Source organism: Cellulomonas denverensis, from assembly GCF_012396125.1.
In the GTDB taxonomy this organism is placed as follows: domain Bacteria; phylum Actinomycetota; class Actinomycetes; order Actinomycetales; family Cellulomonadaceae; genus Cellulomonas; species Cellulomonas denverensis.
In genome coordinates this window covers 814145-838138 of record NZ_JAAXOX010000001.1, presented here as the reverse complement: position 1 = coordinate 838138, position 23994 = coordinate 814145, and the positions used below count along the sequence as shown (strand labels likewise).

Genomic DNA, 23994 nt, shown 5'->3' with positions numbered 1-23994 from the left:
ACCCCGAGACCGGTGAGCCCATTCCTGGTGAGTGGACTGACAACGGCGACGGTAACTGGACGTTTGTTCCGGAGACCCCGCTGACCGAGGGTGACAAGGCTGAGGTCGTTGTCACCGACCCGGCCGGGAACGAGTCCGACCCGGTGGGCGTGGTGGTGGATACCACTGCTCCGGACGCTCCGGTGGTTCCGCCGACGCAGGGTGAGAAGGTCGAGGTTGAGGGTGTTGAGGAGGGCGCGACGCCGTCCATCGTTGACCCCGAGACCGGTGAGCCCATTCCTGGTGAGTGGACTGACAACGGTGGTGGTTCCTGGACGTTCACTCCGGAGACCCCGCTGACCGAGGGTGACAAGGCTGAGGTCGTTGTCACCGACCCGGCCGGGAACGAGTCCGACCCGGTGGGCGTGGAGATTGACACCACCGCTCCGGACGCACCGGTCCTCAACCCGTCCAACGGGTCGAGTGTCAGTGGTACTGCCGAGCCGGGCTCGACGGTCACCCTGACCGACCCGACGGGGACGGTGCTCTGCACCGTGACCGCGGATCGGATCTCGGGTGTGTTCGGTTGCGAGTTCGAGCCCGCCCTGGCGGACGGTCTCGTCGTGACCGGCGTGGCCACCGACGCGGCCGGGAACGTCTCCGACCCTGCCTCCGTCGTCGTGGACACCTCCCGTCCGGCCCCGCCGGCACTGAACCCGTCCAACGGGTCGACCATCTCCGGCACCACGGTGCCGGGTGCCACGGTCGAACTCACCCGGGTCGTCACCGGCGAGAAGCTGGGCACTGTGGTTGCCGATGAGAAGGGTGCGTTCAGTGTGCCGTTCGATCCGGCGCTGGTGGATGGCACCGTGGTCGGCGCGATCGCGATCGTGGCGACCGGCAACATGAGTGACCAGTCGATGGTGGTGGTGGACCGGGTTGCCCCGGACGCCCCGGTGCTCAAGCCGAGCAACGGCACCCATGTGTCGGGTTCGGCCGAGCCGGCCTCGACGGTGACCCTCACCGGACCGGACGGTGCGGTGCTCGGGACGGTCGTGGCGGACGCGACGACCGGTGAGTTCCGGGTGCCGTTCGACCCGGCGCTGCCGGACGGTCTGGTGGTCACCGCGGTGGCGACCGACGCTGCGGGCAATGTGTCCGACCCGGCTTCGGTGACGGTGGACGCGGTGGCTCCCGAGCCGCCCGTGGTCGATGAGACCGAGGGCGACAAGGTCACCGGGTGTGCCGAGCCGGGCTCCACGGTCAACGTGTACGACTCCGAGGGCAACCTGATCGGCACGGGTACCGCTGGTGAGGATTGCCGGTTCGAGATCGTGCTGGACCCGCCCCAGGGTCCGGGCTCGGAGATCGAGGTCGAGGTGGTCGACGAGTCCGGCAATGTCTCCGAGCGGGTCCGGGTGACGGTCAAGCGCCAGGTCGTGGTGACGCTGTCCAAGGACGAGGTCACCGCCGGCGACGACCTGGTCGTCACCGCGACCGGCCTGGCCGGGAACGAGGCCGCCGAGATCTGGCTGCACTCCACCCCGGTCCGGGTCGCTGAGGTGACCACGAGCGCCGACGGCACGGTTCAGGCCACGATCACCATTCCGGTGAACGCGGCGGCCGGTGACCACCAGGTCGTGGTCAACGGGTTGGAGTCGAAGGCCGAAGGATCAGCTCCGCTCCGGGTCGTCGCGCCGGTGGTTCCGCCGGTCGTGGTCGGTTCGCTCGCCATCACCGGTAGCGAGCTGGTCATGGGCCTTGCCGGGGTGACGGCACTGCTGCTGACCGGTGGACTCCTGCTCGCGCTCCGCCGGCGCCAGCAGAAGGAGGAGCAGGCATGACCGAGGTTCACTCGGTGGGGGCGTCGGCTGAGGCCGGCGCCCCCGGGGCGGGGGACGTGACGCGCCCCCGGGCCGACTCCCCCGAGACAACAGCGCGACGTCGCGGTTCGGGCGCCGACACACCCGGAACGGGCAGCACGTCCCGTCGGCCCCGCTGGGTGCTCTGGCTGGTCGGCGTCGTGGTGCTCATCGCCGCGGGTGTCCTGGCTTGGCTCGTCTTCGGTGGGGCGGATACCGCGACCGAGGAGCGGGATACCGTCTCCGTGGCATCCGGGTTCCCGACCGAGATCCCACTGGCAGAGGGGACACTCGTCGAGTCCCGGCAGTTGGGTGACCGGGCGTACACCGCGATGGTCGAGGTCTCCGGATCCGACCAGCAGGAAGCCGCCCTGACCATCCTGGAGGAAGCCGGGTTCGTCCGGTCGGGAGAGGTGCAGCGGGATGGGGTGCGTTCCTACTCGCTCATCTCGGGCCAGTACGGCGTCACCCTGGTGATGAAGGAGTCGGGAGGCAAGCCGGTGGTGGCCTACACCATCGCTCCGCGCTGACCGATCTCACACGCGAGACCCCCGGGCCGTCAGGGTCCGGGGGTCTTGTGTCCGCCCGGCGGTCGTCCGCTGCCCTGAGTAGTCCACCCAGGCGGGCGCGCCTGGTCACCGGTGGCTGGCCGGGCGCGCCTACTGTCGGGAGACGTGAGTACGCTGCAGCGCCTGACCGTCTTCACCGGTGCCGCCCCGGGCCTCGACCCCCGGTACGTGGCGGTCGCCGCCGAACTGGGTGGCTGGCTGGCCGAGTCCGGGATCGAGCTGGTGTACGGCGGTGGCACGGTGGGCATGATGGGCGCGCTCGCCGACGCCGTGCTCGCTGGCGGCGGGCGGGTGACCGGGGTGATGCCGGAGGCCCTGATGGAACGGGAGCTCGCGCACCGCGGGATCACCACCCTGGAGGTGGTGCCGGACATGCACGCCCGCAAGTCGCGGATGGCGGAGCTCGCCGACGGCTTCGTGGCACTCCCCGGCGGTGCGGGCACCCTGGAGGAGTTCTTCGAGGTGTGGACGTGGCAGCGGCTCGGCTTCCACGACAAGCCGGTCGCGCTCTACGACGTGGCGGGCTTCTGGCAGCCGCTGCTCGGTGCCGTCGAGTCGATGGCGACCGCCGGGTTCCTGTCGCCGGGCTACCAGGAATCGTTGGTGGTGGCGCAGGGCCCGGCGGAGTTGACCTCGGTGCTGGCGTCCTGGCGGACGCCGGCCACGACCTGGCGCGCCTGAGCGTTCCGGGCCGCCCCGGCTCAGACCCCCGCCAGCTCGCGCGCCCGGTCCAGCACCGCGCCGATCATCGCCGGGGTCAGCCGTCCGGTGAAGGTGTTCTGCTGGCTCACGTGGAAGCAGCCCAGCAGGGTGAGCGACGCCTCGCCCCGCCGGAGCGTGACCTCCGCCCCGTGCCCGAACCGGGGGCGAGGCCGGGGGACCGCCCAGCCCTGCTCCGCCAGCGTGCGCAGCAGGGCGTCCCAGCCGAACCCGCCCAGCACCACTGCGACCCGCGGCCGGACCAGCTCCAGCTCGCGCGACAGCCACGGCCCGCAGCGCCGGCGCTCGTCCGGGGTGGGCTTGTTCTCCGGCGGGGCGCAGTGCACCGGGGCGGTGATCCGCACCCCGGTCAGCCGCAGCCCGTCGTCGATGTGCGTGCTGGTCGGCTGGTTGGCCAGGCCCGCGGCGTGCAGCGCGGCGAACAGGAAGTCGCCGGACCGGTCGCCGGTGAACATCCGGCCGGTGCGGTTGGCACCGTGCGCGGCCGGGGCCAGACCGACGATCAGGATCCCGGCGGTGGGGTCGCCGAAGCCGGGCGCCGGGCGGCCCCAGTAGGTCTGGTCCCGGAACGCGGCGCGCTTGTCGGTGGCGACCTGTTCGCGCCAGGCGACCAGCCGCGGGCAGGCCCGGCACTCCGCGATCGAGCCGTCCAGCTCCAGCAGGTCGAGGGCGGCGGGGGCGGTGACGGCGGGCCAGTCCGGGTCGTCGGGGGAGCGCTCGGCGGTCATCGCCCGGCTCAGGCGAAGCGGTCGGGATCGCCGGCGCCGACCCGGACCACCTCGGGGAAGCCCTCCGACCAATCGATCACCGTGGTCGGCTCGGTGCCGCACTCGCCGGTGTCGATCACCACGTCCACCTGGTGGTCCAGCTCCTCCTTGACCGTCCAGCCGTCGGTCATCGGGGCGTCCTCGCCGGGCAGGATCAGGGTGCTGGACAGCAGGGGTTCGCCGAGCTCGCGCAGCAGCGCCTGCACCAGCCGGTCGTCCGGGATGCGCACGCCGACGGTCTTCTTCTTCGGGTGCGCCAGCCGCCGGGGCACCTCCTTGGTGGCCGGCAGGATGAAGGTGTACGGACCGGGGGTCGCGGCCTTGATCGCACGGAACGGCCCGTTGTCCAGGTGCACCAGCTGGCCGAGCTGGGCGAAGTCGCTGCAGATCAACGTGAAGTGGTGCCGGTCGCCCAGGTGCCGCAGGGTGCGGATCCGGTCCGGGCCGGTGCGGGAGTCGATCCGGCAGCCCAGCGCGTACCCGGAGTCGGTCGGGTAGGCGATCAGGGCGTCGTCGTCCCGCAGGGCGGCCACCGTCTGGGCCAGCGCGCGGGGCTGCGGGTTCTGCGGGTGCACGTCCAGGTAGCGGGCCATCCCCCGAGCGTAGGCCGGACCGCCGGCCCGGGCACGGCACTCAGGCCCGGGACAGCACCGCCACCAGGAAGTCCGACTCCGGTCCGAACGGCCGCAGGTCCCAGGTGCCGAACCGGTGATCGATCAGCAGTCCGGCCGCCTCGGCGTCCACGGTGAGCTGCTCGAAGGCGTAACCGCGCCCGGCGCCGAAGCCGGTCACCAGCCGCCCGTCCGGCTCCAGGTGCTGCCCGATCCGGCGCAACACCTCGACCTCGGTGCCCTCCGCGATAAAGGTCAGCACGTTCCCGGCCATCACCGCGATGTCGAACCTCTGGTCCAGCTCCAGCTCGGCGAGGTCGCCGACCAGCCAGGTCGAGCCGGGCTCGTCCGCCCGGGCGGTCTCGATCAGCAGCGGGTCCACGTCGACGCCGACCACGGTGTGCCCGCGCCGGGCCAGCTCGCCACCGACCCGGCCCGGGCCGCAACCGGCGTCCAGGATCCGCGAGCCGCGCGGCACCATCGCGTCGATCATCCGGGCCTCACCGGCCAGGTCGGCACCCTCGGCCGCCATCGCGCGGAACCGTTCGACGTACCAGACCGAACGGTCCGGGTTGCTGAGTCCGATCTGCTCCCAGCGGGTGGGCCGGCGCATGGGTGTCCTCCGAGGGTCGGGTGGGGTGAGGCCGAGCGTAGCCCCGCCCCACCGGCCCTCAGTGGTGCAGGACCTTGCCGGTCTGCTTCGACACCTTCTTGGAGGCCTTCTTGCCGGCCTTCTTGGCCTTCGAGCCCAGGGTGTCCAGCAGGAAGCCGGCGGCGGCCCCGAGCATGATCACGTCCTTGGCCACCCCGATGCCGTCCGGGTTCGGCCGGATGTCACCCGGACCGCGGTGCAGCGCCGGGGTGCGCAGGTACAGGCCGACCAGCCCGGCCGAGAACGCGGTGAATCCCGCGGCGACCCAGGTCTTGGGCAGCACCGGGACCAGCAGTGCGGCGCCCAGCGTCACCTCGGTGCCGGCGAGCACCGTGGTGAAGGTCTTGGGGTCGACGTTCTTGAGCACCGGATAGGCGTTCGCCGCCATGCCGTGATAGTTCGCGGCGGCGTCGTCGGAGGCGGACAGCTTGTCCAGGCCGGAGTTGAGGATGTAGGCGCCGGCTCCCAGTCGGAGCGGCAGATGGCGGAGCTTCACGTGCTCTCCCTCGTCGGAGCGGATGGGGTACGAGGAGGTCGTCCCCGTACCCCGACGCTACGGCGATCGCCGCGTCCGCGCCCGTCAGCTACCGGCCAGGATGTCGACCACGAAGATCAGCGTCGACCCGCCCGGGATCGAGTCCTGGTCCTCGTCGCCGTAGCCCAGGTCCGGCGGGATGATCAGCAGCACCTGGCTGCCGACGGTCTGCCCGGCCAGGCCCTGGGTCCAGCCCGCGATCACCTGGTTCAGGCCGAAGGCGGTCGGGGCGCCGCGCGACCAGGAGGAGTCGAAGGAGGTGCCGTCCCACAGCCAGCCGCTGTAGTTGGCCACCACGGTGCCGGTGGAGGTGACCTCCGGGCCGGTGCCCTTGATCAGCGGCTGCACGATCAGCTCGGTCGGGGCGTCGCCGTCCACCGGGGTGATCGACGGCTCGCCGTCCTCGGCCAGGGTCACGGTCGGCAGGCCCTCGGCCGGGGCGACCGCCTCACCCTCGGGGGCGTCCAGCACGTCCTGGGTGGCCGTCACGTCCACGACCCAGATCAGCGCGCTCTCCTCGCCGGAGTCCAGGGTGCGCGGGCCGGCGTACAGCACCCGGACCCCGACCTGCTGGCCGGTCAGCGCGTCGCTCAGGACCTCGGGCAGGCCGCTGGTGCCGGCCTCGGCGCTCATCCAGTAGCTCTGCGGGGTGCCGGAGTAGGTGCCGCCCTGGTCCGAGCCGTCCTGGCCGCTGACCGCGCGCAGGTGCAGGCTGACCAGCTGACCGTCGGCGATCTCCGCTCCGTCGCCCTCGTCCAGCACCGTGGCGGCGTCGGTGTCGATGGTGAACGGCCAGTCGGCGGTGATCTCCGGCTCGGTGCCCGGATCGCCGGTGACGGTCACCTCGTCCAGCGCGGCCAGGGCGTCGGCCGAGGCGGACGGGTCCGCGGTGCTGGTGCTGCTGGTCGGGTCCGGCTCGTCACCGCCGGAGGCGCATCCGGCGAGCAACAGGGTGGCGGCGATGATGGCGGCAGCCGTACGGCGCACGAGAGGTCCTCACGTCGGGGGCAGGGCGGTCGGCGGATGGCACCGAGGCCCGGGCGGGATCGATGGTAGACCGGGTGTCTGTGACGAACGGGCCGGGCGGGACGGGGCGCGGTCGCCGGCCCAGACAGAGTTGATCGGTGGCCCAGGGGACCGTTCCGGTCGTCAGCCCAGGCGGGCCAGGCCCAGCGAGGCCAGCACGCAGGCCAGCTCCTGGGAGATCTCGCCACCACGGGCGGCGATCATCTCGACCATCAGCAGCGCGGCCTGGGTCCGGCACTCCTGGTCGACGTCCACCGGGGCGCCGTCCCGGGCACTGGCCCGTTGCCACTGGTCGAGCTGGCGCAGGGCCTGGTAGAGCTGGGCGGCCTGGTCAGCGGACAGCGGGACCACGCCACGGTGCGCGGCAGGCAGGTCGACCCGGATCGTGGTCTGGGGACCCCTGGGCATCGTCCACCTCCGCGGCTCGGGACGCGGCCGGGTGCCGCGACAACCCCCAGTCTTCGGGCCGTGGCGGCCGGCGATGCGGGACAGGCGGCGACTTGGGTGGTGATCGGAGCGCACTCCTGGCGATCTGCGTAGACCTGAGTGGTGCGTCACCGCGGACTGAGTACCACCCTCAGCCGGCCACGATCCGCGGCGCGTTCCGGGCCACCCAGCCGACCAGGGGCAGCAGGACCCCGGCCAGCTCCTCGCCCAGCGGGGTCAGCGAGTAGTCCACCCGCGGCGGGATCGTCGGCTGCGCCTCCCGGTGCACCAGGCCGTCCTGTTCCAGGGTGCGCAGCGTGGAGGCGAGCATCTTCTCGCTGATCCCCTCCACCGTGCGGCGCAGCTCGCCCCAGCGCTGACCCCGCTCGGCCAGGGCGACCAGCACCAGCACCCCCCACCGGCTGGAGATGTGGTCCAGCACCACCCGGCTCGGACAGCTCGCCGGCAGCACGCCGTCCACCATCAGTTCGGCCAGCAGGGTCCGCGGGGAGTCGGTCACGGTCATGTCCGCGACTCTACGCCGCGCTGGCCTCGATGCTTACCGGTGGGGCAGTACCTGACCGCAAAGTGGGTACCGGCGATTCGGAAGGGAACGGGTGCGGGCGCGCGTTGTCGCTGGTCGCCGGGATCGACCGGCCCGATCACCAGGAGGAACACCCATGTCCATCGTCGTCACCGGGGCCACCGGCCAGCTCGGCCGCCTCATCGTCCAGCACCTGATCGCCGACGGGGTGCCCGCCGGGCAGATCACCGCCACCGGCCGCCGGGTCGAGCGGATCGCGGACCTCGCCGAGCAGGGCGTCCGGGTGGTCGAGTCGGACTACACCCGCCCCGAGACCCTGGTCGCCGCGTTCGCCGGGGCCGACACCCTGATGCTGGTCTCCGGCTCCGAGGTCGGCCGGCGCACCGCCCAGCACCGCAACGCCATCGACGCCGCGGTCACCGCCGGGGTGCGCCGGATCGTCTACACCTCCGTGCTGCACGCCGACCGCACCACCCTCCCGGTCGCCCCCGAGCACGTCGAGACCGAACAGCTGCTGCGCGACTCCGGTCTGGCGATCACCCTGCTCCGCAACGGCTGGTACACCGAGAACTACCTCGGCGACCTGGCCCAGGCCGCCGAGACCGGCACCATCGTCGCCGCGGTCGGGGACGGCCGGGTCGCCTCCGCCACCCGGGACGACTACGCCGCAGCGGCCGCCGTCGTGCTGCGCACCGAGGGTCACGAGGGTGCGGTCTACGAGCTCTCCGGCGACCAGGCCTGGACCTTCGACGACCTGGCCGCCGCCGCCACCGAGGTGCTCGGCCGCCCGGTCGAGTACCGCCGGGTCACCGTCGACGAGCACCGCGAGCTGCTGGCCGCCGCCGGACTCGACGAGGGCACGATCGGGTTCCTGCTCGCGATGGACCAGAACACCGCCGCCGGGGAGCTGGCCGACACCACGGGGCAGCTGGCGGCGCTGATCGGGCGGCCCACGACGCCCCTGGCCGACGCCCTGCGTGCGGCGCGAGCCGAGGGCTGACCGGCTGCGGGTGGCCGGCGCCACGGCCTGACCGGCTGCGCGCACCCCGCGCCTCGGCCTGACTGGCTGCGCGGCGCGGCGCTGGGCGGGCCCTGGACTCGCCCGGCGCGGGCTGGCCTGGACTCGCCCGGCGCGGGCTGGCCTGGACTCGCCCCGCGCGGGCTGGCCTGCACCCGGGTGCCCGGGGCACGCGGGCTCCCGGCCGCCCGGGCGTCGGCCCGACCCGCTACGCACCGAGGGCGCAGTTCCCGTCGCCCGAATCGCTCCGGGCCCAACGCGAACTGCGCCCTCGGCGCGACGAGTGCGGAGAAGCTGCGGGACATATCGCCCGAAGGGCCGCAGGTTCTCCGCATTCGTGGCCGCGCGAGGGTCGCGCGCGTGTGGCCTTGCCCGCACTGGGACCCGCGCGTCTGTGCGCGTGCCACCTGGTCGAGGGCGCAGTTCGCGTCGCCCGAATCGCCCCGGGCCCAACGCGAACTGCGCCCTCGGCGCGACGAGTGCGGAGAAGCTGCGGGGCAAACCGCCCGAAGGGTCGCAGTTTCTCCGCATTCGTGGCCGCGCTCGGCCGCGCAGAGCCGCGCTGGGCCGCGCTGGGCCGGTGGGCCGGTGGGCCGCGCAGAGCCGCGCGGGCGTGAGGCGGTCGGCCTCCGTGGCCGCGCAAGGGCCGTGCAGCCCGGCCGGGCCTGGGCTGACCGGCTGCGCATCGTCGAGGGCGCAGTTCGCGTTGCCCGAAGCGTCCCGGCGCCACCGCGTACTGCGCCCTCGGCACAGGCCGCCCCCGGGCAAAACGCCCGAACCGCCAGAACCAGCCCGTGCCGAGGTGCGGGAGTCGGGGTGCGGCGTGAGGCTCGGGGTATGACGCGATTCGGGTACACGCTGATGACCGAGCAGTCCGGGCCGAAGGAGCTGGTGGGCTACGCCGCCGCGGCCGAGCGGGTGGGATTCGACTTCGAGGTGAGCTCCGACCACTACTTCCCGTGGATCGACGAGCAGGGGCACGCGCCCTACGCCTGGTCGCTGCTGGGCGCGGTGACCCAGGTGACCTCCCGGGTCGACCTGATGACCTACGTGACCTGCCCGATCATGCGGTACCACCCGGCGGTGGTGGCCCAGAAGGCGGCGACCCTCGGCGTGCTGTCCGACGGGCGGTTCACCCTGGGACTCGGGGCGGGGGAGAACCTGAACGAGCACGTGGTGGGCGAGCGCTGGCCGGCGGTCGGAGAGCGGCACGACATGCTGGCGGAGGCGATCGAGATCATCCGGTCGCTGCTGGACGGGGAGCGGCTGACCTTCGACGGGGTGCACTTCCGCACCGACTCGGCGAAGCTCTGGGACCTCCCGGACGGTGGCGTCCCGCTGGCGGTCGCGGTGTCCGGTGCGCAGTCGATCTCCCGGTTCGCCCCGCTGGCCGATCACCTGGTGGCCACGGACCCGGAGGCCGGGATCATCCAGAAGTGGGACGAGGTGCACCCCGGCCCGTCGCGGAAGATCGGCCAGATCCCGATCTCCTGGGACCCGGATGCCGAGGTCGCTCGGCAGCGGGCGCACGAGCAGTTCCGCTGGTTCGCCGGCGGCTGGCACGTGAACGCCGACCTGCCGACCACCGAGGCCTTCGACGCGGCGACCCAGTTCGTCCGGCCCGAGGACGTGGCGCAGACCATCCCGTGCGGCCCGGATCTGGACGCGATCGTCGAGGCGGTGTCCGCGTACTGGCAGGCCGGGTTCACCGACATCGCCCTGGTGCAGATCGGGGATGCCGCGCAGCAGCGGTTCCTGGACGAGGCCGCCGGGCCGCTGCTGGACAAGTTGCGCTCCGCCGCGCCGTCGAACTGATCACCCGAGGAGGACGAGATCATGGCCGTCACCGCATTCCAGGACCTGCCGCTCGCCGACCGCGACTGCGACTGGGACGGTGCCGCCGCCGAGGAGCGGGTCCGGCGCTGGGCGAAGGCCGAGGACGGGCCGAACCAGCGGTACCGGGACGCGCACGTCTGGTATGACGCCGACGCCAAGGACAACTTCACCGGGTACAAGCTGCTGATCGCGGACGTGATCGACGGCCGGCTGTACGCGGTGCCGCGCGGGGTGTTCGCCGCCGCCGCGGTGATGCAGGGCTCGCGTGGTGGCGTGAAGCTGCCGGAGAAGGACCGCGACCGGGTGCGCAGCCACCTGGCGAAGTACTACGCGAAACTCGACGAGGCGCCGCCCTGGGAAGATTGACCCATGACGCCGACCGCCCCCACTGCCCGACAGGTCCGCCGGTGGCGGCGGTACCTGGCCGACGAGCGCGCCGAGGCCGCCGTCTACCGCGACCTGGCCTCCCGCCGGACCGGTGAGGAGCGGGACATCCTGCTGGCGCTCGCGGAGGCCGAGGGCCGGCACGAGGCGCACTGGGAGGCGCTGCTCGGCGACCGGGCCGGGCGGCCGCTGGCCGGCGACATCCGCTCGCGGGTGCTGGCCTGGCTGGCGCGGCGGTTCGGCGGGGTGTTCGTGCTGGCGCTGGCGCAGCGGGCCGAGGCGCGCAGCGAGTACGAGCAGGATGCCGACGCCACCGCCTCGATGGCTGCGGACGAGCGGATCCACGGCGAGGTGGTCCGGGCGCTGGCGATCCGCGGTCGCAGCCGGATCTCCGGCACGTTCCGCGCGGCGGTCTTCGGCGCCAACGACGGTCTGGTGTCGAACCTGGCGCTGGTGCTCGGCATCGGCGCGTCCGGGGTGGGCGCCTCGACCGTCCTGTTCACCGGACTGGCCGGGCTGCTGGCCGGTGCGCTGTCGATGGGTGCCGGTGAGTACGTGTCGGTCCGGTCGCAGCGCGAACTGCTGGACGCCGCCCGCCCCAGCCCGGAGGCCCGCGCCGCCCTCGGCCGGCTGGACATCGACGCCAACGAGCTCGCCCTGGTCTACCGCGCCCGCGGGATGGAGCCGGAGGCGGCCAGTGCCCGGGCGGCCGTGGTGCTGAACGACATCGCGCACGAGCTCCCGGCCGAGCGCGCGCTCACCACCGCGGAGACCGACCTCCCCGAGCCGGACCAGCACGAGACGGTCGGCAGCGCGGTCGCCGCCGCGGTGTCCAGCTTCTGCTTCTTCGCCTCCGGCGCGCTGATCCCGGTGCTGCCCTACCTGTTCGGCATGTCCGGCCTGCCCGCGGTCGCGCTCGCCAGCGGCCTGGTCGGCGTGGCCCTGCTCGGCACCGGCGCGACCGTCGGGGTGCTGTCCGGCGCCTCACCCGGCAAGCGGGCGCTGCGTCAGCTCGCGATCGGCTTCGGCGCCGCCGCGGCGACCTACCTGCTCGGCCTGGCATTCGGCACCACCGTCGCGTGATCTGGGTCACACTGCTTCCAGATAGGTATGCCTGCCCTTACCGTTGAGCCCATGACCGCAGTTGCCGCCGAGGTCACCCAGTCGACCGCCCTGCCGTTCCGGACCTTCGACGTCCGGGTCTCGCGCATCCAGGACATGTGCCCGTCGTTCCGCCGGATCACCTTCACCGGGGACGACCTGCACCTGTTCGCCGACAACGGCTTCGACCAGCGGATCAAACTCTTCCTCCCGCTACCCTGCGGCTACGACACCCTGCCAAGCGGTGCCGACTGGTACACCGAGTGGCGCGAGCTGCCCGAGGAGGTCCGGCACCCGATCCGGACCTACACCGTGCGCGCCGTCCGCCAGCACCTCGGTGAGATCGACGTCGACCTGGTGCTGCACGGCTCCACCGGCCCCGCCTCGCGCTGGGCCACCGAGGCCCGGGTCGGCGACCCGCTCGCCATCCTCGGGCCGAACGCCGAGCACGACGGCACCGCCGGTGGCATCGACTTCGTCCCGCCCGCGCACACCGATCGGCTGCTGCTGGCCGGTGACGAGACCGCGGTCCCGGCGATCGCCGCGATCCTGGAGCGCCTGCCCGCCGACGCCCGCGGCGAGGTTGTGCTCGAGGTCCCGCTGTCCGGCGACTTCCTCGACCTGCGGACGCCCGAGGGCATCGCGGTGACCTGGCTGCCCCGCGACGGCGCACCGCACGGCTCCCGCCTGGTGCCCGCCGTCCAGGCCGCCTGCGTCCGCCTGATGCCGCTGGAGGCCCCGCGCCCCGAGGGCATCGAGCTGGAGGACGTCGACATCGAGAACGGACTGCTCTGGGAGCTCCCGGTCGACGCCGAGGGTCGCCCGCTGCGCCAGAACGCCGCGCTGTACGCCTGGCTGGCCGGCGAGGCCGGGGCGATCAAGGCGCTGCGCCGGCACCTGGTCAGCGAGTGCGGCGTCGACCGCAAGGCGGTCGCGTTCATGGGGTACTGGCGCGAGGGGCGCGCGGAGAACTGAGCCGCGGCCACACCACCACAACGACATGACGAGGGGCCTCACCGGATCACGGTGGGGCCCCTCGCCGTGTGCGCGTGCAGCCGGTCGGCGGCACCGCGACCCGGTGGGTGGGTGTGTGTGCCCACCCACCGGGATGTTCAGCCGCGTCGCCGTCGTGCGGCGACCGCTGCGGTGCCGGCGCCGATCAGCAGCACCGCGCCCAGGGCGATCCCGGCCACCGCGGCCGGACCGGTAACGGCCAGTCCGGGCTTGATCACCGTGGTGCTGGGCGGGTCCGGCGTGACCGGGGTCGGCGGGACGGTCGGGTCCGGGGTCGGATCGGGAGTCGGTTCCGGGTCGGGTTCCGGCTCCGGGTCGACCGGCGGCACCGGGGTCCAGGACGCCACCAGCGTGAAGTCCTGCGTCACCGGGCTGCTGAAGTCGTAGGGCGCCCCGTCGAGCAGCCACCCGTTGAAGGTGTGGCCCGGGTAGGTCGGGTCGGCGGGCTCGGTGACCGGGTCGCCGGGGGTGATGCCGGTGACCGGGTCGACCGCGCTGCCACCGGCGGAGTCGAAGGTGACGGTGTAGGTCAGCGGGGCGAACTGGGCGTAGAGCGTCTGGCCCGCGGCGGTGGCGTCGGTGACCTGGGTGCCGCCGGTGGGCTCGGTGAACCAGCCGGTGAAGGAGTGCAGCGCCGGCGGGGTGGGGTCGGGCGGGAAGGTGACCGTGGTGCCGGGGTTGGCGACCTCGTACCACCCGGTGGCCGCGTCGGTGCCGGTGAAGTAGCTGTCACCCTGCGGGAAGGTCGGCGTCTGGCCGGACCAGCTGCCGCCGTTCGTCGCCTGGTCGAACTTCACGTACTCCATCTCCAGGCTGCCGGAGTCGGGGAGGGCCTTGAAGCCGACGCCGCGACCGTCCGAGACCAGGCTGGTCGCGGTGGTGCCGGCCTGGTACGCGGTCAGGGCCGTCGAGGTCAGCGGCGGGGCGATCCGGACCGTGGTCACCGGGTGCGTGGTGCGCCCCGGCCGTGCATCGCCGGCGATCGCGGTGGTGCCGTTCGCGGTGGCGGTCGGGGTGGCGGTGCCGAAGACGTCCAGCAGCAGCTGGGCCTCATCCGCCGCGGCGATGGTGACCGCGTTGTTCGTGCAGCCGACGTTGGTGGTGCAGGAGACGTAGGTGGTGTGCACCGACGTGGCCCGGGTGAAGATGTTGTTGGTCGCGGTGAGCTTCGGCGACTGGATGCCGCCGCTGTCGAACCCGAGGTGACCGCCGACGTCGACGCCGGAGTTGATGGCCTTGGTGTTCCCGACGAAGGTGTTGTGCTCCAGGGTGACCTGGGACCGCAGCGACGCCTGGATGACGCCACCGGAGTCCGAGGTGTAGTTCCCGGAGCGGTTGTTGATGAAGGTCGAGTTCTGCACCACGATCTGGCTGGCGTAGGGGCCGGCCGAGGTGGCGGAGCGGCCCTCGATGAACAGCGCGGCGCCGTCGTCCTCTGCCTCGTTCTCCTCGAAGGTGCTGCTGTCGACGAAGATCGACCCGTTGGTGTACGCCGACGAGTTGAAGGCGGAGACCGCGCCGCCGTCGGCGTTGGCCGGCGTGCTCGTCGAGGCGGTGGTGTTGCGCGCGAAGTAGTCGTTGATCAGGTGCAGCTGCACGCTGGAGTTGTGCATCGCGATCGCGCCGCCGCGGGGCTGGGTGCCGCCCTCGGTGAACTGGTTGCCGATGAAGGCGGAGTCCTCGAACACCAGCGTCCCGAGGGTGTTGGCGTTCACCCGGACCGCGCCACCGGAGTAGCCCGACCCGCTGGTGCCGGTGTTGTCCTCGAAGGTGGTCCGCTGGAACAGGCTGGTCGCCGTGGCGGAGTAGCGGCCGAACAGCAGGGCGGCCGCGCTGGAGGCGGTGTTGCCGGTGAACGAGGAGTCGGTGACGGTCAGGTCGCCGCTGCTGCCCCCGCTGACCACCAGGGCGGTGGTGCGCAGCCCGGTCAGGTCCAGGCCGGACAGCGTGACCTCGGCGGAGTCGTTCTGGGTGATCTGCACCCCGCCGTTGCCCGCGGAGGACCCGCCCGGCAGGGTGAAAACGAGGTTCCTCAGCGTGAAGGATCCGGTGCCGGAGACCGTGGCGGTCAGGTGCGGGCCGCTGGCGGCGGGGTAGAGCGTGCGCCCGCCGCCGTCGATCTCGATGGCGACACCCGACGCGGCGGTCAGCGTGATGGTGGACGGCAGCGTCTCCGGGAACGTGGCGGCCAGGGTGATGGTGGTGTCCACCGCGGCCGAGGCGACCACGGTCTGGAGTTCCGCCACCGTTGCGACCGTGACCGGGTCGGCGGCGTGCGCGGTCTGGGGGACCGCGGCGACACCGCCGAGTCCCAGGGTGACGGCGCCGATGACAGCGCCCAGGGTGGTGAGTCGACGTCCCACGGTGCAGCTCCTGCTCGGTGGTCTGAGGCCGGGGCAGACGGCTGTTCGCCCCGGAATGCCAGTAACGCCCGGCCGCGCGGGGCACTCATGGGGACAGGCCTGAGGGGCGAGGGTGTCGTAGGTGGCACTCCCCGGTTTCCTGGGTGGCCGCAGCGGCGTGAGTGGGTGTCGACCGCCACCCACGAGCTCGCCGGGGTGCGCCATGCTGTCCGGTGAACCCACCCGTGGAGGTCCGCCGTGCCCGCTCTGACCGTGACCGTGCCCGATGCCGATCTGCTGGACCGCCTGGGTCCGCCGCCGTCCGGGATCCGCTACGCCGTCTGGGACCTGGCCGAGCGGTCCGGCGCACCGGCGGGCCCGCTCGACCTGGTGGTGATGCCGTACATGGCCCCGGCACCGGTGCTGGACGCGCTGGCCGGGCTGGAGGTGCGTGCGGTCCAGAGCCTGGCGCTGGGCTACGACCGGGTCGCCGACCACCTGGTGCCGGAGGTGGTGTTCTGCAACGCCGCCGGGGTGCACGAGGGGGCGACCGCGGAGCACGCGGTGGCGCTGGTGCTGGCGGCGCAGCGGGAGCTCCCGGCGTTCGGCGACCAGCAGCGGGCCGGGCAGTGGCGGCAGGACCTGGCGCCCGGGCTGATCGGCCGCCGGGTGCTGATCGTCGGCACCGGCGGCGTGGGCGAGGCGGTCCGCAGCCGGCTGGCGCCGTTCGAGGTGGAGATCGTGCGCTGTGCCACCCGGGCCCGGGAGGACGAGCACGGCCGGGTGCACGCGGCGGCTGAGCTGCCGGAGCTGCTGCCGGCCGCGGACGTCGTGGTGCTGGCGGTGCCGTTGACCCCGGCGACCCGGCACCTGGTGGACGCCCGATTCCTGGCGGCACTACCCGCCGGGGCGCTGGTGGTGAACGTCGCCCGGGGACCGGTGGTGGACACCGAGGCGCTGCTGGCGGCGCTGACCGCGGGCCGGGTGCGGGCGGCGCTGGACGTCACCGACCCGGAGCCGCTGCCCGCCGACCACCCGCTGCGCACCGCGCCCGGGCTGATCCTCACCCCGCACGTGGCGGGACGGACGACGACGATGGCCGGCCGGCTGGCCCGGTTGGTGCGCGACCAGGCGACCCGGCTGGCCGAGGGGCGTCCCCTGGCGAACCGGGTGACCCTGCACTGACCGGTATCCGGGCCCACCACCCGATCGCCGCGGCGGCCAGCCCGACGACCCCGGCGGCGGCGAACGCGGGCCCACCCCCGGACAGCGCCCCGGCCGCGGCCGCCCCGATCGCCTGGCCGAGCACCAGGGTCACGAACAGCGCGGCGGTCCCGGTCGCCGCCCGGCCCGGGTCGATCCGCGCGGTCCAGCTGATCAGCACGCCGGTGGCTGCGGTGTATCCCCAGCCGAACAGGGCGCAGACGCCCACCGCCACCACCAGGCGGTCCGCCGCGCCGGGCAGGGCGAGGGTGGCGATCGCGACCGCGCCGCCGGTCAGCCACCAGGCGGTCCGCACCGGCAACCGCACCGTCCACCGGCTGGTGAGCAGCACCGCCGCACCGCCGGCGCCGAGCGCGATCCAGGCCACGGTGGACCCGTTGCCCGGCGACCCGGCACCCGCCAGCAGGCTGCGCCCGTAGGACCAGACCGCGGCCGACCCGGCGCCGAGCAGCAGCGCAGCGGCCAGCGGGGCGCGGTGGCCGGCGAACCAGCCGGCCGGCGGGAGGGCGCGCGCGGGCGCCCCGGTGCCGCGCCGCCGGTCCCCGGCCAGCACCAGGACGGCGGCCACGGCGGTGACGATCCCGGCGACCAGCCACCCGGCCCGCCACAGCGGGAGCAGCGCCAGGGCCAGCAGCCCGGCGACCACCAGCCCCGGTCCGGTGCCCGCGTTCGCCGTGTTCTGGGCCCGGTCCCGGGCCGTCGCCGGAGTGTTGCGCTCCACCAGGGCGACCACGGCCGGGGAGGCGAACCCGGCAGCCGCCGAGCTGAGCACGGCACCGGCGGCCAGCATCCCGGGCCCGGGCGCCAGCGCCATCGCGGCGCAGCCGACCGCGGCGGTGATCCCGGCGGCGACCACCAGGGCGCGCGGGTGCCGGGCGCCGGCCAGGAACCCGATCGCTGCGGCCAGGCAGTAGACCAGGGACGCCCCGGCGGAGATCAGCCCGGCCGTCCCGGCGTCGAAGCCCAGCTCACGCTGCATGTCGGGCAGGTAGAGGCCATACGCCAGCCGGACCAGGCCATAGCTGGCGGCGATCAGGGCGGTGGCGGAGGCGATCAAGAACGACAACGAGCGTTTCACTTCTCGACCTTAGGATGACGTCATGCCTATCCGCATCCGCACCGAGGCGAAGCTGCTCGACGCCGCCGAGGAGCTGTTCTTCACCCGGGGCATCGCCGCCACTCCGGTGGACCAGGTGCTGGCCCGGGCCGGGGTGTCCACCGCCACCCTGTACCGGGGCTTCGGGTCCAAGGAGGCGCTGGTGGCGGCCGCCCTGGACCGGCGGCATCAGGACTGGCAGGCGAGCTGGGACCGGGCGATCGCGGCGCAGGACACCGACCGCGGGCGGCTGCTCGCGGTCTTCGACGCGCTGGACGAGTTCCGGAGCCGGACCGGTGCCGCCCGGTGGTGCGCGTTCCTGGGCTCGGCCGCCGAGTACGCCGACGCCCCGCCCGAGGTCGCCGCCGCCGTCCGGCTGGACACCGACACCCTGCGCGACCGGCTGACCGAGCTGGCCGCACCCCTGACCGGCGACCCGGCCGTCCTGGCCGAACGGCTGCTGCTGGTGGTGACCGGCGCGCTGGCGATGCGGCTGCGCGAACCCGGCACCGGGACCGCCACCGCCCGGGCGGTCGCCGCGGCCGTGATCGACGCCGCGCGCCCGTAGCATCGGCCCGTGCCGCCCCGCTCCCCGCTCCCGCCCCGTCACGGCCTGAGCGCCGCCTGGCTGCGCACCCCCGACCGCGACCGCTCCCGCCCGGAGGCCACGCCCTGGCCGACGATGGCGGACTGGTTGCACCACCGGCTGCCGGAGCACGTGGAGGTCGACGCGATGCTGGCCGAGGGCCGGTTCGTCGCCGAGGACGGCCGGGTGGTCCGGGCCGGCGACCCGTTCCGGCCGCACGTCTTCGTGTTCTTCCACCGCGACCTGCGCGAGGAACCCGAGGTGCCCGGGACGATCCACGTCGTGCACCGGGACGAGCGCCTGGTGGTGGTGGACAAGCCGCCGTTCCTGTCCACCATCCCGCGCGGGCGGCACGTCACCCAGAGCGTGGTGGTCAGGCTGCGCGCCGAGCTCGGGCTGCCGGAGCTGTCCCCACTGCACCGGTTGGACCGGGTCACCTCAGGGCTGGTGATGCTGGCCACCGAGCGGCGCTGGCGGGGCGCCTACCAGTCGGCCTTCGAGCACCGGGCGATGACCAAGACCTACTGGGCACTGGCGCCGATCCGGCCGGAGCTGGCGTTCCCGCTGATCGTCCGCGACCACCTGGACAAGGAGCGCGGCCGGCTGCAGGCCCGGGTGGTGCCCGGCGCGCCGGTGAACGCCGAGACGCTGATCGAGTGGGAGGGCGAGGTGGACGGGGCCGGGCTGTACCGGCTCTCGCCCCGCACCGGGCGGACCCACCAGCTCCGGATGCACCTGAACGGGCTGGGCATCCCGATCCTCGGCGACCCGCTGTACCCGGTGGTGCAGGACGTTCCGGTGGACGACTTCAGCCGGCCGCTGCAGCTGCTCGCCGGGCGGCTGCGGTTCACCGACCCGGTGGACGGTGCGGAGCGGGAGTTCCGCAGCGCGCGGCGATTGCCGATCGCGCCGCAGGGGTGATCCGTCTCAGGGCGTAGCCGGAGATACGCCCGTGGGCCGATGTGGCCGGGCCGCCAGGCGCGCGAGCATGGGGGACAGTAGCCAACAACGGAGGAGTCGTCGTGTCCTGGCAGGTGCTGATCGTGCTGGCGGAGTTCGCCGTGGTGTGCGCCGTGATCGGTGCGGGCACCCTGGTGCAGCGGGTGCGCCGGCGCGGGAAGCTGCCGGCGGTCCGGCGCTGAGTCAGCGCCCCTCGGAGGTCTCCAGCCGTTTGCGCTGCATCGGCCGGGCGGGTTGGTCCGGGCCGTTCCACACCTGCACCGCACCCCACAGCGACGCCGCCACCGGCACGGCCAGCACGGCGCCGGTGATCCCGGCCAGCACGGTGCCGACGGTGACCGCGACCAGGATGACCAGCGGGTGCAGGGCCAGCGACCGTGCCATCACCACCGGCTGCAGCAGGTTCCCCTCCAACTGGTTCACCGCGATCACGATCGCCACCACGATCAGCGCGTCCACCCAGCCGTTGGCCACCAGGGTCACCAGCGCGGCCAGCACCCCGGCCAGCGTGGCGCCGACCAGCGGGATGAACGCCAGCAGGAAGACCAGCACCGCCAGCGGGATCGCGAGCGGCACGCCCATGATCACCAGGCCGACCCCGATCCCGATTGCGTCCACCGCGGCGACGATGGCGGTGCCGCGCACGTAACCGCCCATCGTGCTGACCGTGCGGCCCCCGATCCGCTTGCCGCGGGCGTAGGCCTCACCCTCGAACGGCCGGAGCAGGAACTCCCAGATCCGCGGCCCGTCCTTGAGGAAGAAGAACAGCACCACGAAGGTCAGCACCGCGCCGGTGACGAAGTTCGCCCCGGCCGAGAACCCGGCGATCGCCCCCGCGCCGAAGCTGCTGGAGGTCAAGAAGCCGGTGACCGTGTCCTGGGCGTCCTGGATCTGCTGCTCGGAGATCTCGAACGGCAGGTGGCGCAGCGACTCCTGGAGTTCGCCGAGCCCGGCGACCGCCTGGTCGGCGAGGTCCTGCCACTGGTCCACCACCGCGTAGACCACGGCGGTCATCACCCCGGCGAACACCGCGACGATCGCGAGCAGCGCCGCCCAGGTGGCCAGGATCGACGGGAAGCGGTGCCGGCGCAGCCAGGACACCAGCGGGTGGATCGCACTGGCCAGCACCAGGGCGATCAGCACCGGGATCACCACCAGCGTGAGCCGGGTCAGGGCGAACACCGCCACGGTGACCAGTGCGATCAGGGCCAGCGCCTGCACCGACCGGGTGGCGATCCGGCCGAAGTCGTCCGCCCACAGCGCGCCCGCGCGGGGTGCGGCAGGGTCGACCGGTCCGCCGCTCGGTCGCTCCGGTTCGGTCCTGGGTCGTCTCGCCCACCACATCCGCGCGCTCACTCTCCTCGCCTCGGGCCCGTGAGCAGCGAGATTACGGGGACGGGACCGAGCTCGCCCGGTGGGCAGCCGGATCGGGGAGTTCGGCGATCCGATGAATGACGGCCGGACAGCCGTTCCAGAAAATGCGGGGATCGGGATTGTTGCTCATTTCTGGAAATGCCCTCTAGTGTGGCGCCCGCGAAGGGGAGTAGCCCGGCCGGTCAGGCGCTGACCGGCAGCGATGGTCGACACACTGGTGCCGCAGCACCCGGTCATCGCGCCGATCCGGTGGGCGAGACCTTCGGCCGAACCGTCATTGTTCGCGGTCGGCCGGAGCCCCGGTGCTTCGGCTGGTTGCCGCCAGTCCGGAAGGTCCCGACACCACCATGTCCGCCAGGTCCCTCGCCGTCCCGCCGCTGCGGGTACTGGTCAGATCGCTGACCATCGCCGTGCTGATCGCCGCCCCGGCGCTCGTGCTGCGGCTGTCCGGCAGCCACCCCGACCCGCTGATCCAGCTCGTCCTGTACGGCGCCGCCGTGGTGGCCGCCTCCTTCGTGCTGGCCTGGGCCGCGGAGGCCGCCCAGGTCGACGTCTCCGGCGGCTTCGCGATCGCGGTGCTCGCCCTGATCGCCGTGCTGCCCGAGTACGCCGTCGACCTGTTCTACGCCTACACCGCCGGCCACGACCCGGCCTACGTGCAGTACGCCGCTGCGAACATGACCGGCTCGAACCGGTTGCTGCTCGGCCTGGGCTGGCCGCTGGTGGTGCTGGTCTCGCTGTACGTCGCGGGCCGGGTCAGCCGCAAGCCCACCCGGCAGCTGGCGCTGGAACCGGGCAACCGGCTGGAGCTCGGCTTCCTGCTGATCGCCGGGGTCGCCGCCTTCGTCATCCCGGCCACCGGGCACATCCACCTGGTGTTCGGCCTGGCGATGATCGGCTGGTTCGGCTTCTACCTGTACCGGCTGACCCGCGGCGAGGCGGAGGAGCCGGACCTGATCGGCACCGCCGCGGTGATCGGCGCGCTGCCCCGCAATCGGCGCCGGCCGCTGGTGGTCGCGCTGTTCGTGCTCGCCGCACTGGTGATCCTGGCCAGCGCGGAGCCGTTCGCCGAGTCGCTGGTGGCCTCGGGCACCCAGCTGGGCATCGACGAGTTCCTGCTGGTGCAGTGGCTGGCCCCGCTCGCCTCCGAGGCGCCGGAGTTCATCGTCGCGATCCTGTTCGCCTGGCGCGGCAAGGGCACCGCGGCGATCGCCACCCTGATCTCCTCCAAGATCAACCAGTGGACCCTGCTGGTCGGCTCGCTGCCGATCGCCTACCTGGCCGGTGGCGGGTCGGCGAGCCTGGTGCTGGACACCCGGCAGACCGAGGAGATGCTGCTGACCGCGGCCCAGACCCTGATGGGCGTGGCGATCCTGATCTCGCTGCGGTTCGCCCGCTGGTCGGCCTGGACGCTGCTCGGATTGTTCGCGGTGCAGTTCGTGGTCACCGGCACCACCGGGCGGTTCGTGCTCTCCGTGGTGTACCTGGTGATCGCGGCGGTGGTGCTGGCCCGGCACCGGCGGCAGATCCTGCCCACCCTGACCGCCCCGTTCCGGCGAGCCGGGGCCGAGCGGGCCGAGCCGGAGTTGCTCGGCGTCTGACCTGCGGGCCGTGCCGCCCCGTGCTCTGATGGGCCCTCGGATCGACGGGGAGGACCCACCACGATGGCCCAGACACGAGGCGACCAGTGACGGTGCGCGCGGCGGCCGGCCGCGCCGGCGACCACCCGCTGCTGGAACGCGGCGCCCGGCTCGGCTATGCGGCCAGCGGTGTGCTGCACCTGCTGCTGGCCTGGGTGACCGTCCGGCTGGCCTTCGGGTCCGGCGGGCAGGAGGCCGATCAGCAGGGTGCGCTGGCCCAGCTCGGCTCCGAGGGCGCCGGCCGGGTACTGCTGGTGGTGCTGCTGGCCGGCTTCGTGCTGCTCGCGCTGTGGCAGGCGGTGGACGCGATCGCGCACGGTGACGCGGCGGACCGGGCCAAGGCCGGCGGCAAGGCCGTGGTCTACGCCGTGCTGGCCGCCACCACGGTGCAGGTGCTCGCCGGCGCCGGTTCGGGTGGCACGCCGACCGCCGGGCTGCTCGGCTCGGTGCCCGGTCGGGTGCTGGTCGGGCTGGTCGGCGCCGGCATCGTCGGGGTCGGCGGATACCACGTGGTCAAGGGCTGGCGGCGGACGTTCCTGGACGACCTGCGCCGGCACCCGGGTACCGCGGTGGAGCGCGCCGGGCAGGCCGGGTACATCGGCAAGGGGGTCGCCCTGGTCGTGGTCGGGGTGCTGGTGATCGTCGCGGCGATCCAGGCCGACCCGGAGCGGGCCCAGGGGATGGACGTGGCGCTGCACACGCTGGCCGGGCTGCCGTTCGGGGCGGTGCTGCTGTGCCTGATCGCGCTCGGCTTCGCCTGCTACGGGGTGTACGCCTTCGCCCGGGCCCGGTTCGCGGAGGTCTGAGCCGCCGCGTCCGGGTCAGCCGCCGGCCACCCGGGCGGCGTGATCGGGCACGGTGGTGAACTGCTCGCGCGGCGGTCGCCGGTAGGTGCCGGTCCGCACCGGGCGCGACGGCAGCTCCACCGGGGGGTGCGGCACGTCGGAGTACGGGATGCTGGCCAGCAGGTGGTGGATCATGTTCAGCCGCGCGGCCTTCTTGGAGTCCGACTCCACCACGAACCACGGGCTGTCCGCGGTGTCGGTGTGCGCGAACATCTCGTCCTTGGCCCGGGAGTAGTCCTCCCACCGGCGGATCGACTCCAGGTCCATCGGGCTCAGCTTCCACTGCCGCAGCGGGTCGTCCAGCCGGGACCGGAACCGCTTGAGCTGCACCTTGTCCGACACCGAGAACCAGTACTTGCGCAGCAGGATGCCGTCCTCGATCAGCATCTGCTCGAAGCCGGGCGCCTGGTGCAGGAACCGGGCGTGCTCCTCGTCGGTGCAGAAGCCCATCACCTTCTCCACCCCGGCGCGGTTGTACCACGACCGGTCGAAGAGCACGACCTCCCCGGCCGACGGCAGGTGCGCGACGTAGCGCTGGAAGTACCACTGCCCGCGCTCGCGGCCGGTGGGGGCGGGCAGTGCCGCGATCCGGACCACCCGGGGGCTGAGGTACTCGGTGATCCGCTTGATCGTGCCGCCCTTGCCCGCGGCGTCCCGGCCCTCGAAGATCACCACCACCCGCGCGCCGGTGGCCTGCACCCAGCGTTGCAGCGTGACCAGCTCCGACTGCAGCCGGTACAACTCGGCCTCGTACTCCTGCCGGGACAGCTTCGTCATGTCCGGACCGTAGCCCGGCGGCGCGGCGAGGTCGAGGGCAGCGGCGGGAGTCTGCGACCCTGGACCGGACGCGCGTGCCGTTCCCGCCGACCACCCGGTCGTCAGC

The 23994-nt window shown here is 73.3% G+C and carries 23 protein-coding genes and 1 pseudogene; 13 read left to right on the top strand and 11 right to left on the bottom strand.

Annotation, left to right across the window (positions count from 1 at the left end):
- The 3 genes from HGA03_RS03810 to HGA03_RS03800 form a co-directional block, all read left to right on the top strand.
- Window positions 1-1823, top strand: a 1823-nt coding sequence (locus HGA03_RS03810) for an Ig-like domain-containing protein (RefSeq protein WP_247601781.1), incomplete at its 5' end; no start/stop codon positions are given.
- Window positions 1820-2371, top strand: a complete 552-nt coding sequence (locus tag HGA03_RS03805) for a hypothetical protein (RefSeq protein WP_168628837.1) — start codon at window positions 1820-1822, stop codon at window positions 2369-2371. The genes HGA03_RS03810 and HGA03_RS03805, both read left to right, overlap by 4 nt.
- Window positions 2372-2515: 144 nt before the next feature.
- On the top strand, window positions 2516-3091 hold the full coding sequence (locus HGA03_RS03800) for an LOG family protein (RefSeq protein ID WP_239073583.1): 576 nt from the start codon (window positions 2516-2518) through the stop codon (window positions 3089-3091).
- Window positions 3092-3111: 20 nt separating this feature from the next.
- Here the strand turns inward: HGA03_RS03800 and HGA03_RS03795 are convergent, their stop codons facing one another.
- The 7 genes from HGA03_RS03795 to HGA03_RS03765 form a co-directional block, all read right to left on the bottom strand.
- A complete protein-coding gene (locus tag HGA03_RS03795) occupies window positions 3112-3858 on the bottom strand; it encodes a uracil-DNA glycosylase (protein ID WP_168628836.1) in 747 nt (248 codons plus the stop codon).
- A gap of 8 nt (window positions 3859-3866) precedes the next feature.
- The gene (locus HGA03_RS03790) at window positions 3867-4490 is read right to left on the bottom strand and encodes an L-threonylcarbamoyladenylate synthase (RefSeq protein WP_168628835.1); all 624 of its coding nucleotides are present in this window, start codon (window positions 4488-4490) and stop codon (window positions 3867-3869) included.
- A gap of 40 nt (window positions 4491-4530) precedes the next feature.
- Complete coding sequence (locus HGA03_RS03785; protein WP_168628834.1) at window positions 4531-5121, bottom strand: class I SAM-dependent methyltransferase; 591 nt, start codon at window positions 5119-5121, stop codon at window positions 4531-4533.
- Window positions 5122-5179: 58 nt separating this feature from the next.
- Window positions 5180-5656 carry a DoxX family membrane protein gene (locus HGA03_RS03780; protein WP_168628833.1) on the bottom strand — a complete coding sequence of 159 codons (477 nt, stop codon included), beginning with the start codon at window positions 5654-5656 and terminating at the stop codon, window positions 5180-5182.
- 84 nt (window positions 5657-5740) lie between these two features.
- Complete coding sequence (locus HGA03_RS03775) at window positions 5741-6682, bottom strand: FKBP-type peptidyl-prolyl cis-trans isomerase (RefSeq protein ID WP_168628831.1); 942 nt, start codon at window positions 6680-6682, stop codon at window positions 5741-5743.
- A 162-nt stretch (window positions 6683-6844) separates the two neighbouring features.
- Window positions 6845-7129, bottom strand: coding sequence for a hypothetical protein (locus HGA03_RS03770; RefSeq protein WP_168628830.1), 285 nt, complete (start codon window positions 7127-7129; stop codon window positions 6845-6847).
- Between the two features lie 169 nt (window positions 7130-7298).
- A complete protein-coding gene (locus HGA03_RS03765) occupies window positions 7299-7673 on the bottom strand; it encodes a winged helix-turn-helix transcriptional regulator (RefSeq protein ID WP_168628829.1) in 375 nt (124 codons plus the stop codon).
- Between the two features lie 154 nt (window positions 7674-7827).
- On the opposite strand from HGA03_RS03765, the gene HGA03_RS03760 reads away from it, so the two are divergent.
- From HGA03_RS03760 to HGA03_RS03740, 5 genes are all read left to right on the top strand, one after another.
- Window positions 7828-8691, top strand: a complete 864-nt coding sequence (locus tag HGA03_RS03760; RefSeq protein ID WP_168628827.1) for an SDR family oxidoreductase — start codon at window positions 7828-7830, stop codon at window positions 8689-8691.
- Window positions 8692-9546: 855 nt separating this feature from the next.
- On the top strand, window positions 9547-10524 hold the full coding sequence (locus HGA03_RS03755; protein ID WP_168628826.1) for a TIGR03557 family F420-dependent LLM class oxidoreductase: 978 nt from the start codon (window positions 9547-9549) through the stop codon (window positions 10522-10524).
- Window positions 10525-10545: 21 nt separating this feature from the next.
- Entirely contained in the window at window positions 10546-10911 is a 366-nt protein-coding gene (locus HGA03_RS03750) for a hypothetical protein (RefSeq protein ID WP_168628825.1), read from the top strand.
- 3 nt (window positions 10912-10914) lie between these two features.
- Entirely contained in the window at window positions 10915-12012 is a 1098-nt protein-coding gene (locus HGA03_RS03745) for a VIT1/CCC1 transporter family protein (RefSeq protein WP_168628823.1), read from the top strand.
- A 51-nt stretch (window positions 12013-12063) separates the two neighbouring features.
- Window positions 12064-13005: a siderophore-interacting protein gene (locus tag HGA03_RS03740; RefSeq protein WP_168628822.1), complete on the top strand. Its 942-nt coding sequence runs from the start codon at window positions 12064-12066 to the stop codon at window positions 13003-13005.
- Window positions 13006-13142: 137 nt separating this feature from the next.
- On the opposite strand, the gene HGA03_RS19540 is transcribed toward HGA03_RS03740, so the two are convergent.
- Window positions 13143-15407 (bottom strand): InlB B-repeat-containing protein, encoded by a 2265-nt coding sequence (locus HGA03_RS19540; protein WP_168628821.1) that lies wholly within the window; start codon window positions 15405-15407, stop codon window positions 13143-13145.
- A gap of 237 nt (window positions 15408-15644) precedes the next feature.
- Between HGA03_RS19540 and HGA03_RS03730 the strand changes: the two genes are divergently transcribed.
- Window positions 15645-16571, top strand: coding sequence for a 2-hydroxyacid dehydrogenase (locus HGA03_RS03730; protein WP_168628820.1), 927 nt, complete (start codon window positions 15645-15647; stop codon window positions 16569-16571).
- Window positions 16572-16683: 112 nt separating this feature from the next.
- On the opposite strand, the pseudogene HGA03_RS18705 reads toward HGA03_RS03730, so the two are convergent.
- Window positions 16684-17688 (bottom strand): annotated as a pseudogene (locus HGA03_RS18705) (MFS transporter); the annotation flags it as partial.
- Between the two features lie 22 nt (window positions 17689-17710).
- On the opposite strand from HGA03_RS18705, the gene HGA03_RS03725 reads away from it, so the two are divergent.
- Window positions 17711-18274 carry a TetR/AcrR family transcriptional regulator gene (locus tag HGA03_RS03725; protein WP_168628818.1) on the top strand — a complete coding sequence of 188 codons (564 nt, stop codon included), beginning with the start codon at window positions 17711-17713 and terminating at the stop codon, window positions 18272-18274.
- A gap of 9 nt (window positions 18275-18283) precedes the next feature.
- Window positions 18284-19213, top strand: a complete 930-nt coding sequence (locus tag HGA03_RS03720) for a pseudouridine synthase (RefSeq protein WP_168628816.1) — start codon at window positions 18284-18286, stop codon at window positions 19211-19213.
- A gap of 222 nt (window positions 19214-19435) precedes the next feature.
- Here HGA03_RS03720 and HGA03_RS03715 read toward each other — a convergent pair whose 3' ends face one another.
- Entirely contained in the window at window positions 19436-20596 is a 1161-nt protein-coding gene (locus HGA03_RS03715) for an AI-2E family transporter (protein WP_168628927.1), read from the bottom strand.
- 377 nt (window positions 20597-20973) lie between these two features.
- Between HGA03_RS03715 and HGA03_RS03710 the strand changes: the two genes are divergently transcribed.
- Window positions 20974-22227 carry a sodium:proton exchanger gene (locus HGA03_RS03710; RefSeq protein ID WP_168628815.1) on the top strand — a complete coding sequence of 418 codons (1254 nt, stop codon included), beginning with the start codon at window positions 20974-20976 and terminating at the stop codon, window positions 22225-22227.
- Between the two features lie 86 nt (window positions 22228-22313).
- Window positions 22314-23072 carry a DUF1206 domain-containing protein gene (locus HGA03_RS03705; protein ID WP_239073585.1) on the top strand — a complete coding sequence of 253 codons (759 nt, stop codon included), beginning with the start codon at window positions 22314-22316 and terminating at the stop codon, window positions 23070-23072.
- A gap of 15 nt (window positions 23073-23087) precedes the next feature.
- On the opposite strand, the gene ppk2 is transcribed toward HGA03_RS03705, so the two are convergent.
- A complete protein-coding gene (ppk2, locus tag HGA03_RS03700; protein ID WP_203767430.1) occupies window positions 23088-23888 on the bottom strand; it encodes a polyphosphate kinase 2 in 801 nt (266 codons plus the stop codon).
- Window positions 23889-23994 lie beyond the last annotated feature (106 nt).

Bases quoted from the DNA above. Each gene is read 5' to 3' on its own strand.
- HGA03_RS03770 (WP_168628830.1), bottom strand. From the start codon at position 7,129: ATGCCCAGGGGTCCCCAGACCACGATCCGGGTCGACCTGCCTGCCGCG.
- HGA03_RS03785 (WP_168628834.1), bottom strand. From the start codon at position 5,121: ATGCGCCGGCCCACCCGCTGGGAGCAGATCGGACTCAGCAACCCGGAC.
- HGA03_RS03755 (WP_168628826.1), top strand. From the start codon at position 9,547: ATGACGCGATTCGGGTACACGCTGATGACCGAGCAGTCCGGGCCGAAG.
- HGA03_RS03745 (WP_168628823.1), top strand. From the start codon at position 10,915: ATGACGCCGACCGCCCCCACTGCCCGACAGGTCCGCCGGTGGCGGCGG.
- HGA03_RS03795 (WP_168628836.1), bottom strand. From the start codon at position 3,858: ATGACCGCCGAGCGCTCCCCCGACGACCCGGACTGGCCCGCCGTCACC.
- HGA03_RS03740 (WP_168628822.1), top strand. From the start codon at position 12,064: ATGACCGCAGTTGCCGCCGAGGTCACCCAGTCGACCGCCCTGCCGTTC.
- HGA03_RS03750 (WP_168628825.1), top strand. From the start codon at position 10,546: ATGGCCGTCACCGCATTCCAGGACCTGCCGCTCGCCGACCGCGACTGC.
- ppk2 (WP_203767430.1), bottom strand. From the start codon at position 23,888: ATGACGAAGCTGTCCCGGCAGGAGTACGAGGCCGAGTTGTACCGGCTG.
- HGA03_RS03715 (WP_168628927.1), bottom strand. From the start codon at position 20,596: ATGTGGTGGGCGAGACGACCCAGGACCGAACCGGAGCGACCGAGCGGC.
- HGA03_RS03710 (WP_168628815.1), top strand. From the start codon at position 20,974: ATGTCCGCCAGGTCCCTCGCCGTCCCGCCGCTGCGGGTACTGGTCAGA.
- HGA03_RS03805 (WP_168628837.1), top strand. From the start codon at position 1,820: ATGACCGAGGTTCACTCGGTGGGGGCGTCGGCTGAGGCCGGCGCCCCC.
- HGA03_RS03725 (WP_168628818.1), top strand. From the start codon at position 17,711: ATGCCTATCCGCATCCGCACCGAGGCGAAGCTGCTCGACGCCGCCGAG.
- HGA03_RS03760 (WP_168628827.1), top strand. From the start codon at position 7,828: ATGTCCATCGTCGTCACCGGGGCCACCGGCCAGCTCGGCCGCCTCATC.
- HGA03_RS03790 (WP_168628835.1), bottom strand. From the start codon at position 4,490: ATGGCCCGCTACCTGGACGTGCACCCGCAGAACCCGCAGCCCCGCGCG.
- HGA03_RS03765 (WP_168628829.1), bottom strand. From the start codon at position 7,673: ATGACCGTGACCGACTCCCCGCGGACCCTGCTGGCCGAACTGATGGTG.